General features: G+C 71.1%; 10 protein-coding genes. 8 read left to right on the top strand and 2 right to left on the bottom strand.

What is annotated here, in order from left to right; all coding sequences use genetic code 11:
* Nucleotides 1-30: 30 nt before the first annotated feature.
* The 8 genes from ACXVUM_RS18655 to ACXVUM_RS18620 all read left to right on the top strand — a co-directional run bounded on the left by ACXVUM_RS18655 (nt 31) and on the right by ACXVUM_RS18620 (nt 10,011).
* Nucleotides 31-1,245: a M50 family metallopeptidase gene (locus ACXVUM_RS18655; RefSeq protein ID WP_458523402.1), complete on the top strand. Its 1,215-nt coding sequence runs from the start codon at nt 31-33 to the stop codon at nt 1,243-1,245.
* Between the two features lie 11 nt (nt 1,246-1,256).
* On the top strand, nt 1,257-2,438 hold the full coding sequence (gene ispG / locus ACXVUM_RS18650) for a flavodoxin-dependent (E)-4-hydroxy-3-methylbut-2-enyl-diphosphate synthase (RefSeq protein WP_458523401.1): 1,182 nt from the start codon (nt 1,257-1,259) through the stop codon (nt 2,436-2,438).
* A 90-nt stretch (nt 2,439-2,528) separates the two neighbouring features.
* Nucleotides 2,529-3,365 carry a GNAT family N-acetyltransferase gene (locus tag ACXVUM_RS18645; RefSeq protein WP_458523400.1) on the top strand — a complete coding sequence of 279 codons (837 nt, stop codon included), beginning with the start codon at nt 2,529-2,531 and terminating at the stop codon, nt 3,363-3,365.
* 93 nt (nt 3,366-3,458) lie between these two features.
* Nucleotides 3,459-5,300, top strand: a complete 1,842-nt coding sequence (locus tag ACXVUM_RS18640; protein ID WP_458523399.1) for a penicillin-binding transpeptidase domain-containing protein — start codon at nt 3,459-3,461, stop codon at nt 5,298-5,300.
* A gap of 97 nt (nt 5,301-5,397) precedes the next feature.
* Nucleotides 5,398-6,261, top strand: coding sequence for a type I methionyl aminopeptidase (gene map / locus ACXVUM_RS18635; RefSeq protein WP_458523398.1), 864 nt, complete (start codon nt 5,398-5,400; stop codon nt 6,259-6,261).
* A 7-nt stretch (nt 6,262-6,268) separates the two neighbouring features.
* Nucleotides 6,269-7,816, top strand: coding sequence for a cobyric acid synthase (locus ACXVUM_RS18630; RefSeq protein ID WP_458523397.1), 1,548 nt, complete (start codon nt 6,269-6,271; stop codon nt 7,814-7,816).
* Nucleotides 7,817-7,826: 10 nt separating this feature from the next.
* Entirely contained in the window at nt 7,827-8,651 is an 825-nt protein-coding gene (locus tag ACXVUM_RS18625; protein WP_458523396.1) for an alpha/beta fold hydrolase, read from the top strand.
* Between the two features lie 31 nt (nt 8,652-8,682).
* Entirely contained in the window at nt 8,683-10,011 is a 1,329-nt protein-coding gene (locus ACXVUM_RS18620; RefSeq protein ID WP_458523395.1) for a carboxylesterase family protein, read from the top strand.
* A 24-nt stretch (nt 10,012-10,035) separates the two neighbouring features.
* On the opposite strand, the gene ACXVUM_RS18615 is transcribed toward ACXVUM_RS18620, so the two are convergent.
* Nucleotides 10,036-11,445, bottom strand: coding sequence for a mycothione reductase (locus ACXVUM_RS18615; protein ID WP_458523394.1), 1,410 nt, complete (start codon nt 11,443-11,445; stop codon nt 10,036-10,038).
* Nucleotides 11,442-12,533, bottom strand: a complete 1,092-nt coding sequence (locus tag ACXVUM_RS18610) for an alpha/beta hydrolase (RefSeq protein ID WP_458523393.1) — start codon at nt 12,531-12,533, stop codon at nt 11,442-11,444. The genes ACXVUM_RS18615 and ACXVUM_RS18610 overlap by 4 nt, the downstream gene beginning before the upstream one ends.
* Nucleotides 12,534-12,634 lie beyond the last annotated feature (101 nt).

The following is a 12,634-nucleotide window of genomic DNA, read 5'->3' as shown; positions in this document are numbered from 1 at the left end:
CGGCGACCCCGGGTAGGAGGACACGGTCAGGTGGGCTTCATCATCGGCGTCCTCGTGTTCGCGCTCGGGCTGTTGCTGTCGATCGCGTGGCACGAGTGCGGGCACATGTGGGCCGCCCAGCGCACCGGCATGGCGGTCCGTCGCTACTTCGTCGGGTTCGGACCCACCCTGTGGTCGACCCGCCGCAACGGCACCGAGTACGGCGTGAAGGCGATCCCGCTCGGCGGATTCTGCGACATCGCCGGGATGACCACCTACGACGAGATCGCCCCGGAGCACGCCGATCGCGCGATGTTCCGGCAGAAGCCGTGGAAGCGGTTCGTGGTGCTGCTCGCCGGTCCCGCCCAGAACTTCATCCTCGGGTTCGTGCTGGTCGTGATCCTGGCGATCGGTTGGGGGCTGCCGAACCTGAACCCCGCCCCGCCACCGGCGAAGGTCGGTGACACGGACTGCGTGTCGACGACGATCGCCGGGGACGGGACCGCGTCGCCGTGCAGCGGCTCGGGCCCCGCGGCCGCCGCCGGACTGCGTCCCGGCGATCGGATCCTGTCCGTCAACGGCGCGAACGTCAGCACGGCCGAGCAGATGACCCCGCTGATCCGGTACACCTCGGGTCCGCTGGACCTGCGTGTGCTGCGCGACGGCGTGGTCCGGCAGGTCGTCGTCACCCCGCAACTCGCCACCTACGAGCCCGGGAAGGCCACCGATCTCGACGAACCGCTGACCGTGCGGCAGATCGGCATCACGTACCCGCAGGACACGCACAAGGACTTCACCCTCGCGGGTGCCGTCCCCGGTGCGGTGGTCTTCACCGGACAGTTGGCGCACGCCACGTGGGATGCGCTGATCTCGTTGCCACAGAAGGTGGGAGCGTTGTGGACCGCGGTCACCGGGGGACCGCGCGCCGCCGACACGCCGGTCAGCGTCTACGGCGCGACGGTGATCGGCGGTGACGCCGCCGAGGCCGGGCAGTGGCAGACCTTCGTGTTGCTGCTGGTGAGCATCAACTTCTTCCTGGGTCTGTTCAACCTGGTGCCGCTGCTCCCGCTCGACGGCGGCCACATGGCGATCGTCGGCTACGAGAAGCTGCGGGACGTCATCCGTCGGCGTCTCGGCAAGTCGCGTGCCGGACCCGTCGACTACCTCAAGCTCATGCCCGCCACCTACGCCGTGCTCGCGGTGATGGGCTGCTACATGGTCCTCACGCTCACCGCCGACATCGTCAACCCGCTGAAGTTCTTCTAGAAGGTGACCAGATGACCTCCGAATCCTCCGCTCCCACGGTCGGTCTCGGCATGCCCGCCCCGCCGGTCCCCGTCCTCGCGCCGCGCCGGAAGACGCGGCAGATCATGGTCGGATCCGTCGGCGTCGGCAGCGACCACCCGATCTCGGTGCAGTCGATGACCACCACGAAGACCCACGACATCAACGCGACGCTCCAGCAGATCGCGCAGCTCACCGCGAGCGGATGCGACATCGTGCGCGTCGCGTGCCCCCGGCAGGAGGACGCCGACGCCCTCGCGACGATCGCGTCGAAGAGCCAGATCCCGGTCATCGCCGACATCCACTTCCAGCCGCGGTACATCTTCGCCGCGATCGAGGCGGGATGCGCCGCCGTCCGTGTGAACCCCGGCAACATCAAGGAGTTCGACGGCCGCGTCAAGGACGTCGCGCTCGCGGCGAAGGACGCGGGCATCCCCATCCGTATCGGCGTGAACGCCGGGTCGCTCGACCCGCGTCTGCTCGCCAAGTACGGTCGTGCGACCCCCGAGGCGCTGGTCGAGTCGGCGCTGTGGGAGGCGAGCCTGTTCGAGGAGCACGGCTACGGCGACATCAAGATCTCGGTCAAGCACAACGACCCCGTCATCATGGTCGAGGCGTACCGGCAGCTGGCCGCGCAGAGCGACTACCCGCTGCACCTGGGCGTCACCGAGGCGGGACCGGCCTTCCAGGGGACCATCAAGTCCGCCGTCGCCTTCGGGTCGCTGCTCGCCGACGGGATCGGGGACACCATCCGCGTGTCGTTGTCCGCGCCGCCCGCGGAGGAGGTGAAGGTCGGTGACCAGATCCTGCAGTCGCTGAACCTGCGCCCCCGCAAGCTCGAGATCGTGTCCTGCCCGTCGTGCGGCCGCGCACAGGTCGACGTCTACTCGCTGGCCGATCAGGTCACCGCGGGCCTCGAGGGCATGGACGTGCCGCTGCGCGTCGCGGTCATGGGATGCGTCGTGAACGGGCCCGGCGAGGCGCGTGACGCCGACCTCGGGGTCGCCTCCGGCAACGGCAAGGGACAGATCTTCGTCAAGGGTGAGGTCATCAAGACCGTCCCCGAGGCGCAGATCGTGGAGACCCTGATCGAGGAAGCACTTCGCATCGCCGAGGAAACAGGGGACACTGGCGAGGGGACCACCAGCGGGTCGCCGGTCGTCAGCGTCGGATAACCGACGCCGGCTCCTCGCGACCGCTGCGCCGTCCTCCTCCGCCCCGCCGACCGGCAGGACGGCCCCTCCGATGCCGCGCCAGGAGAGACGGTGCTGAAGCTCGTGGGCGACAAGCCGCTCGGTGCGCGTGACGCGCAGGCGGTGAGCCGTGCGCTCGAGTCGGATCCCGTCGCGATGTGCATGGTCGCGGCGCGGGTCGAGGAACACGGCATGTCGCCGCGACTGCTCGGCGGGGAGCTGTGGACCGCCGGTGACCCCGCCACGTCGCTGTGCTTCTCCGGTGCCAACCTGATCCCCCTGCTCGGCGATGCCGCCGACATGGCAGGGTTCGCGGCCCGCGCCACCCGCGCGCCGCGGCACTGCTCGTCGATCGTCGGACGTGCCGAGCGCGTGCTGCCGTTCTGGGAGCACGCCCAGGAGCAGTGGGGCCCGGCTCGCGAGGTGCGTGACCACCAACCACTGCTGGCGATGTCGGGTCCACCGACGATCGCCCCCGACCCCCGCGTCCGGCGGGTGCGCCTGCCCGAGATCGACGCCTACCTCCCCGCCGCCATCGAGATGTTCCGCGGCGAGGTGGGGGTCGATCCCTGCGCCGGGGACGGCGGCCGGTCGTATCGACGGCGGATCGCGGCCCTGATCTCCGCGGGACGTGCCTTCGCCCGATTCGAGGACGGCGAGGTCGTGTTCAAGGCCGAGATCGGGTCGATGTCCTCCCGCGTCGGGCAGATCCAGGGCGTCTGGGTGGCCGAGCACAAGCGCGGCCGCGGGCTCGGTGCAGCGGGGACGGCCGCCGTCGTGGCGGCTATCTGCGCCCAGGGGCGGATGTCGAGTCTGTACGTCAACGACTTCAACTCACCCGCACGCGAGGTCTATCGCCGGGTCGGACTGGCCGAGGTCGGGTCGTTCGCCACGATCCTCGTCGACTGACCCGCCGTCGCACACCTCACACCGAGTTCACAGGTCCGCGCACTGCGTGGCACCCGCATCCCGGATGGTGCGCGCCCTAGCATCGCAGGCGCGATGTGGAGAACTGGGTGTCGAGGCGGCCGACGACGTGTGCTCGTCGTGCTGGTGGCCGCAGGTCTGTCCGTGCCGCTCGCCGTCGCCTGCAGTTCGGCCGACGACGGGCCGCGGGCGGCGGCGACGTCGTTCCTCTCGGTGGTCGCCGAACGACACCTCGACGACGCCGCGGGACGCACCGACTCGCCCGGCCGGGCCCGGACCGACCTCGACGCCGCATGGAGCGGACTGCAGGCGACGGGGCTGCGGACCGAGGTCGGCCGCAGCCGGATCGACGCGGACACCGCGACCGTGGACGTGCGATGGTCGTGGCAGCTGCCCCGAGCGCAGACGTGGACCTACGACGGGCGCCTGGACATGTCGCGCACCGACAGCGGGTGGCGCGTGCGGTGGACCTCCACCGACATCCATCCCGATCTCGGATCGACACAACGGATGTCGCTGCAGGCTCTGCCGGCGCCGGTCGCGTCGGTCAACGAAGCGGACGGGTCGTCGGTGCTCGTCCCGGGCTCGGTCTACCGAGTCGGGTTGAACGCGCAGGAGGCGGCACAGACGGGGTCTGCGGCCTACTCCGCCACCCAGCTCGCCGACGTCCTGCGGCGCTTCGACCCGACCGTCGACCCGCAGGCGATCGCCGAGGAGTCGACCGCGACGCCAGGGGTCTACGCGGTGATGACGCTGCGCCGCGACCAGTACGACCAGGTCAGCGACCTGCTCGCGGCGATCCCGGGTGTCAGCACCGCCGATCTGGCCGATCTGGTCCCCACCGATCCCACCTTCGCGCCCGAGCTGATGTCGCAGATCAAGAAACAGGTCGCCTCCGACCTCGACGGCAAGGCCGGGTGGCGTGTGGTGGCGCTCAACCCGAACGGCGCCACGGCCGGCGTGTTGGCCGAGGTGGATCCCGCCCCGGCGCCGTCGGTGTCGGTCAGCCTGTCGCGGGCGGTGCAGACCGCCGCCCAGCGTGCTGTCGACACCGCGTCGCGGTTCAAGACGATGATGGTCGTGATCCAGCCGTCCACCGGTCGGATCCTCGCAATCGCGCAGAACCCGTTGGCCGACAAGGACGGACCGCTGGCGACCATCGGTCTCTACCCGCCGGGGTCGACGTTCAAGATGGTCACCTCCGCAGCCGCGATCGGCACCGGGCTGGCGAAGCCGTCGACGATGCTCGGGTGTCCGGGAACGGTGACGATCGGTCCGCGCACCATCCCCAACTACGACGAGTTCGCGCTGGGGACCGTACCCATGCAGACGGCCTTCGCACGGTCGTGCAACACGACGTTCGCCAAGCTCGCCAGCGAGATGGGGCCGTCGGACCTGGCCGCGGCCGCCGCGAAGATGGGGATCGGGCCGCACTACGACGTCCCGGGGATCCCCGTCGACTCGGGATCGGTGCCCATCGCCCCGGACCTCGTCCAGCGCACCGAGGACGGGTTCGGCCAGGGCAAGGTGCTGACCAGCCCCTTCGGCCTGGCCATGGTGGCCGCGACCGTCGCACACGGTTCCACCCCGGTCCCGCAGCTGATCCTCGACCGCGCCACCACCGTCACCGGCCCACATCCCACGATCGATCCCGCCGTCGTCCGGCAGCTGCGTCCGATGATGCGGGCCGTGGTCGTCGACGGCACCGCCGACCGCATCAAGGACCAGGGGCAGGTCTACGGCAAGACCGGTGAGGCGGAGGTCCCCGGCGGATCGCACGCCTGGTTCGCCGGCTACCGCGGCGACCTGGCGTTCGCGACGCTGGTCGTGTTGGGCGCGAGTTCCGACAACGCCGTCGCGGTGACACGGGACTTCTTCGAGGACCTCCCGACGGATTTCCTCGCCGACCCCCGCTGACCGCCGAGGGGGCGGAAACCCGCCGCCGAACGGGCGGAAACCCGCCGCCGAGCGTGCACGAAAACGTCTGCTGAGCGCCCGCGATAGGCTGGACGACATGTCCGTCCGCACCGCACTCGCGCCCGGCGTGGTCTCGCCGACCCTGCCGGTCCCGTCGTCGATCCCGCGTCCGGAGTACGCGTGGCGGCCCACGGTGAACGAGGGCAGCGAGCCCTGGGTGCAGACACCGGAGACCATCGAGAAGATGCGCGTGGCGGGCCGGATCGCCGCAGACGCCCTCGCCGAGGCGGGCCGGGCGGTGGCGCCCGGGGTGACCACCGATCACCTCGACCGGATCGCCCACGACTACATGATCGACCACGGTGCCTATCCGTCCACCCTCGGTTACCGCGGATTCCCCAAGTCCTGCTGCACCTCGCTCAACGAGGTGATCTGCCACGGCATCCCGGACTCGACGGTGATCGAGGACGGCGACATCGTCAACATCGACGTGACCGCCTACATCGACGGCGTCCACGGGGACACCAACGCGACGTTCCTCGCCGGCGACGTCAGCCAGGAACACCGCGACCTGGTGGAGCGCACCCACACCGCGACCATGCGGGCCATCAAGGCGGTCCGGGCGGGACGCGAGCTCAACGTGGTCGGTCGTGTCATCGAGTCCTACGCGAACCGCTTCGGCTACAGCGTCGTCCGCGACTTCACCGGACACGGGATCGGCGAGACGTTCCACAACGGTCTCGTCGTCCTGCACTACGACCAGCCCAACGTCGACACCGTCCTCGAACCGGGGATGGTCTTCACCATCGAACCGATGATCAACCTCGGGACGCTGCCGTACGAGATCTGGGAGGACGGCTGGACCGTCGTCACCCGCGACCGGAAGTGGACCGCCCAGTTCGAGCACACGCTCGTCGTCACCGAGGACGGCGCGGAGATCCTGACGCTGCCGTCGGAGTAGTCCGGGCGTGCGGGGAGCGCTGCTCGTCGGCGGCACCACATCCGACGCGGGCAAGAGTCTCGTCGTCGCGGGTCTGTGTCGATCTCTGGCCCGACGGGGCGTCTCGGTGGCCCCGTTCAAGGCGCAGAACATGTCGAACAACTCGGTCGTCACCGCCGACGGCGGGGAGATCGGTCGCGCGCAGGGCATGCAGGCGCAGGCGTGCGGACTCGAGCCGTCCACCCGCTTCAATCCGGTCCTGCTCAAACCCGGCAGCGACCGGCGCTCGGCGGTGATCGTGCGGGGCCGCCCCGACGGATGGATCGGCGCGGCCGACTACCACGAGCGACGGGCCGCGCTGGCGAGGATCGTGAACGACGAACTCGCGGCGCTGCGTGCCGATTTCGACGTGGTGGTGTGCGAGGGCGCGGGATCGGTCGCCGAGATCAACCTGCGCGACACCGACATCGCGAACATGGGTCTCGCCGCGGCCGCGGACATCGGGGTCGTGGTGGTCGGTGACATCGACCGCGGCGGGGTGCTCGCCCACCTCATCGGCACGATGGCGTCGCTGTCCGACGACGACCAGCGACGGGTCGCGGGCTTCGTGGTCAACAAGTTCCGCGGCGCCCGCTCGATCCTGCAGCCCGGACTCGCCGCACTCGCGCAGCGGACCGGGCGCCCCACGCTCGGCGTCCTGCCGTACATCGACGACCTGTGGCTCGATGCCGAGGACTCGCTGTCCTCACCGATCGGGCGTCCGGTCGGCCCGTCGACCCCGGCACTGGGCGACGACCGCTTGTCCGTCGCGGCGATCCGCCTGCCGCGGTTGTCGAATTCCACCGACCTCGAGGCACTGGCCTGCGAGCCCGGCGTCGACGTCCGCTGGGTCGACGACATCGCGAGCGTCGCGGCCGCCGACCTCGTCGTGGTGCCCGGCACACGTGCCACCGTCGACGACCTCGACTGGCTCAGGGCGCGCGGCCTCGGCGACGCGCTGCGCGACCGCGCGCGGGCCCGTCGGCCGATCGTCGGGATCTGCGGGGGCTATCAGATGCTCGGCGAGACCATCGTCGACGGCGTCGAGGCGGCACGGTCGGGAAGCGGTGCCCGCGTCGTCGACGGACTCGGGATCCTGGATCTCACCGTCCGGTTCGAGGTGGAGAAGACGGTCCGCCCCGTGACCGGAACGTGGGGTCCACATCCGGTGCAGGGCTACGAGATCCACCACGGACGTGTCGTCGACAACGGTCACCGTCCGTTGCTCGTCGACCACGTCCACGGGCCCGAGGGCAGTGTGGGGGAGGCGGTCTGGGGTACGCATTGGCACGGTCTGCTCGCCAACGACGCCGCGCGTCGGGCCCTGCTGGACGAGGTCGCCGTCGCGGCCGGGCGTGCGGACTTCCGCGTCGCGCCCGACACCGATGTCGAGGCCGCGCGGGTGTCCCAGCTCGATCGACTCGCCGACGCCGTCGACGAACACCTCGACCTGGCCGCGATCGAGGCGATCATCACCGACGGTCCGCCGACGTCGGCATCGGTCGTCCGTACCACCGTCGCGCCGAGCGCGACGTAGGCTGACCGCGATGGACGTACAGACCCAGACCGTCGCTGTCGGCGACCTCGAGTTCACCGTCCGCACCGGTGGCCCGGCGACCGGACCCGCGGTGCTCCTCCTGCACGGATTCCCCAACGACGGAACGTGTTACGACGGCGTCGTCGCGCGCCTGCACGATTCCGGGCTGCGCACGATCGTCCCCGACCAGCGTGGGTACTCGCCCGGCGCACGCCCCGCCGAGGTCGACGCCTACCGGATCGAGCACCTCGTCGCCGACGCGATCGGTGTACTCGACGCGCTCGGTGTGCACCACGCGCTCGCCGTCGGCCACGACTGGGGTGCACTGGTCGCCTGGCATCTCGCCGGCCGGCACTCCGACCGACTCACAGGCCTTGTCGTGGCGAGCGTGGGCCACCCGTCGGCGATCGCGGGGTCGCTCGCCGAGGACGACGACCAGCGGGAGCGGTCGTCCTACATCCCGGGATTCATCGACCCGTCCGCCGAGGACAGGCTGCTCGCCGACGACGGCGCCACGCTGCGGGCACTCGTCCCCGACGACTCGGTGCTGCCGCTGCTGGAACGGTCGGCGCTCACCGGCGCGCTGAACTGGTACCGCGCGAACTTCACCGGCGACATCGCCGGCAATCTCGCCTGCCCGCCCATCGAGGTGCCGACCACGATGGTGTGGAGCGACGGCGACCCCGCCCTGGGTCGGGCACAGGCCGAGGCGAGCGGCCGCTTCGTCTACTCCGACTACCGGTTCTCCGAACTCCACGGTGTCGATCACTGGGTGCCGCAGAACGCCGCCGCGTCGCTCGCGAGCGAGATCGCCCTGCGGTCGTCGACGTGGTGAAAATCGCCCGATCGGTCGTGGCGGCTCGCCCGTGACCGCATCCGACGCGGTCGACACCCGGGTCGTCACGACGCCGGCGGGTCGGTTCCGTGTCCGTGTCGCCGACGGTGTCCTGCACGCGGCCGGCATCCGGTACGCGCGTGCCGACCGGTTCGCGCCGTGCCGCCGCCTCCCACCGGCGGACGACGTCGTCGATGCGACACGTCCCGGACCCGCCTGCCCGCAGACCGCCGCCCGGGTGGAATCGGTGACCGGCCCCGTCGGCGACGAACTCGAGCAGTCCGAGGACTGTCTGGTGCTGTCGGTGTTCGCGCCGGACGGAGCCGACGAAGGCTCTCTGCCGGTGCTCGTCTGGATCCACGGTGGTGCCTACGTGTCCGGCGGGGGAGAGGCGGCCGTCCACGACTTCACGACCATGGCCGCCGAGCAGGATGTCGTCGTCGTGTCGGTCACCTACCGCCTCGGGATCCTGGGGTTCCTGCCGATCGACGGCATCGCCCCGGCGAATCTCGGCCTCGGCGACCAGATCGCCGCGCTGGAGTGGGTGCGCGACACCATCGCGCCGTTCGGAGGTGACCCCACCCGCATCACCGCGATGGGACATTCGGCCGGGGCCGACGCCATCCACGCCCTGCTCGGCGTCGAGGAGGTCACCGAGCTCCTCGCGGGGGTGGTGCTGCAGAGCGGACCGTTCGAGTTGCGGCGTGACGTGGAGGCGATGACCGCGGCGATGTCACGCGCCGCGTCGGAGGGCCTCGGCGACGATCCGCGCGGGATGCCGGTCGACGACGTGCTGCAGGTCCACGTCGCCGCGCTCGCCGCGGCCCAGGGGCACAGCGGCGCCGGCGTCGCCTTCGGTCCGCTGTACGGTCACTCGCCGCTGCCGTCGCCGGAGAAGGCCGCCGCGACCCGTGCGCGGGTGGCCGCGCGGATCCCGATGCTCGTGGGGTGGGCCGCCGACGACGGGTCGCCGTATGTCGACCTCGTGCCACCGCTCGCCCGGATCGCGGGACTGCCCGTGGTCGGGGGAATCGCCCGCGCCGTCATCGTCCGGGCCATCACCCGTCGGGTGTTCTCCGGCCCGGCCCGGCGCGTCGCATCCGAGCACCGTCGTGCCGGCGGCCGGGTGCAGACCTATCGGTTCACCTGGCGGGCACCGGGGTTCGTCGAGGGCGCCTGCCACAGCATCGAGCTGCCCTTCCTGATGGGGCGTCACGGTTCCTGGTCGCGGGCGCCCATGCTGGGGTCGGAGGGGGAGTCGGCGATCGCCGAACACGGCCCGACGATGCGCCGACGGTGGGCGGCCGTCGCCCGGGACGGGATCGATCCCGGCGAACCCGACCACCTCGAACTGCCCTGACCGCACCACGCGATCCCCGCGGTCTCAGATGTCGAGGCCGAGCAACGCGTTCTCGAGGACCTCGGGCATGGCGGGGTGGATCCAGTACTGACCGCGCGCCATGGTGTTCGCGTCGAGGCCGAACGACATCGCCTGGATGACCGGCTGGATGACGGTCGGCGCCTGCGGGCCGAGGATGTGGCACCCGACGATGCGCCCGGTCCCGCGCTCGGCGATCACCTTGCACAGTCCGGTGGTGTCCTCCATGGCCCAGCCGTAGGCGACGTCGCCGTAGGCCTGGACCTTGACGGTCACGTCGATGCCCTCGTCGCGCGCCTGCTGCTCGGTGAGACCGACGGACGCGATCTGGGGGTGGGTGAAGACGGCGGACGGGACGACATCGTGGGGGAAGGTCTGCAGGTCCTCGGAGTCCCAGCCGCGCAGCAGGTTCGCCTGGACGACCCGCGCCTCGGCGTTGGCGACGTGCTTGAGCTGGTAGGGCGAGCTGACGTCACCGAGCGTCCACACGTCGCGAGCCGCGGTGCGTCCGTGACGATCGCACTCGACCCGGCCCGCGTCGTCGAGGTCCACCCCGATGGTGTCCAGCGCGAGCCTGTCACCGTTGGGGGCGCGCCCGGTGGCGACGAGGATCGCGTCGCCGGTGACCGAACTGCCGTCGGAGAGTTCGAGGATCACCGCGCCCTCGTCGCCGAGGCGCGCCCGCGTGACCTCGACGCCCGTGCGGACGTCGTGCCGGTCGCGGGCGATCTCGGTGAAGCGGGCGGCGATGTCGGCGTCGTGGGAGCGCAGCAGCTCGTCGCCGCGGACGATCATGGTGACCTTCGTGCCGAGCGAACCGAAGACGTGTGCCATCTCGGCGGCGATGTACCCACCGCCGATCACGAGGAGATGGTCGGGCAGGTTCGCCAGACGCATGATGTCGTCGTTGGTGTGGTAGGGCACACCGGAATCCGCGATCGCGGGCGGGATGACGGGTCGCGACCCCGCCGCGATCACGACACGGCGCGCGATGATCTCGGTGCCCCCGTCGGAGTCGGTCCCTGAGCTCCCGTCGGCGAGCAGTCGGTACCCCTCGTCGGTCCGTCCGGCGAACCGGACGTGCGATCGGACGACGGTGACGTTGTCGCAGCGGTTCTCGCGATAGTCGAGGCCACCCTGCGAGATGGGGTCGATGCGACCGAACACCCGGGTGACGATGTCGCGCCATCGGACGCCGTCGACGTGGCCGTCCACCCCGTACTGCGACGCCTCCGCGATGGTGGTGGCGACCTCACCGGCGTAGACGAACGTCTTCGACGGGATGCAGCCGACGTTCAGGCAGGTGCCGCCGAAGACGCCCTGGTCGGCGATGACCACCGACCAGTCGTCGAAGTTCTCGTCGACGATGGAGTTGCCGCTCCCGGAACCGATCACGGCGAGGTCGACGACGGTCATGTGTGTTCTCCTGAGGGGGTCTCGGATCCGACTGTCGGCGCCTGCACCGAACGTCGGGTGGACAGGGTGGGTGTCGCCGAGGTGAGCCACTGCGACAACTCGGCATAGGCGTGATCACGCGCCGGGGTACGCGAGAGGAACACGTCGTGGCGGGCGCCCGGGATCGGCACCACGGTGACACGGTTGCCGAGGCATCCGCTCCACCGCGCGATCTGGTCCACGTCGAGAACGGCGTCGGCCGTGTCGATCTCGGACCGGTACGGGCCGCCGAGGACGGATCGATCCGACCGCAGCACCAGCGACGGCACACCGACGTCGACACCGCGGTGGAGCGCGGCGTGGCCCCGGCGGACGGCGGACAGGAACCCGAACGTCACCGGGAACCCGCCGAGCGGCTTCAGGTCGAGGTCGTACTCCCACTCACCGTGCGCCGAGCGGTGCAGGCTCTCGCCGTATCCGCCGGGGAGCCGTTGGGGCAACACGCGGGTCGGCGCCACGGCCGCGACGGCGTGCACCAGCACCGTCCCGTACGACCGCAGCGCCGGAGGCCCCTGCAGGTCGAACCACGGGCTGTTCAACGCCAGCCCGGTGACGCGGTCGTGGCGGACGGGGTCGGTACGGCGCAGGCGATCGAGCCACAGCGGGGTGATCAGCCCGCCGGTCGAGTGCGCGGCCACGACGACGGCCGCGCCGCCGGTGGCCTCGTCGACGATGTCGAGCGCCGCGTCGAGTTCGGCGTCGTAGGCGGTGAGGTCGGTGATGTGGTGCGGGGTGTGGCCGGGACGCCGTGACCGCCCGCACTTGCGCAGGTCGAGGGCGAAGAAGTCGAAGCCGGCGGCCGCGAACGCCTCGGCGAGCGGAACCTGGAAGAAGTAGTCGGTGAACCCGTGGACGTAGAGCACGGCCGCCCGCTGCTCGCCGGGCGGTGGTGCGTCGGGACGATGGCGGACCAGCGTCGCCACGATCGGGGCCTCGCCGTCGGGGTCGGCACCGAGGTCGATGGTGGTGCAGGTGAAGCCGTCCCCGAGGAGGTCGGGGGACCAGTCGACACCGGATGCGGCGGACAGGTCGCGATCGCTGCGGGGCACGACGCCGACTGTAGTCGGCGGCTCCCCGGCCCCCGGGCGCCGCGGCGGGGGTGACCCATCCCACCTGCGGGATGTGCCACACCGGCTTTGGCCGACACCGG

The sequence above is a fragment of the Williamsia sp. SKLECPSW1 genome, from assembly GCF_054332755.1.
The sequence above is the reverse complement of the archived record's forward strand: the minus strand, read 5'-3'. Positions and strand labels throughout refer to the sequence as shown.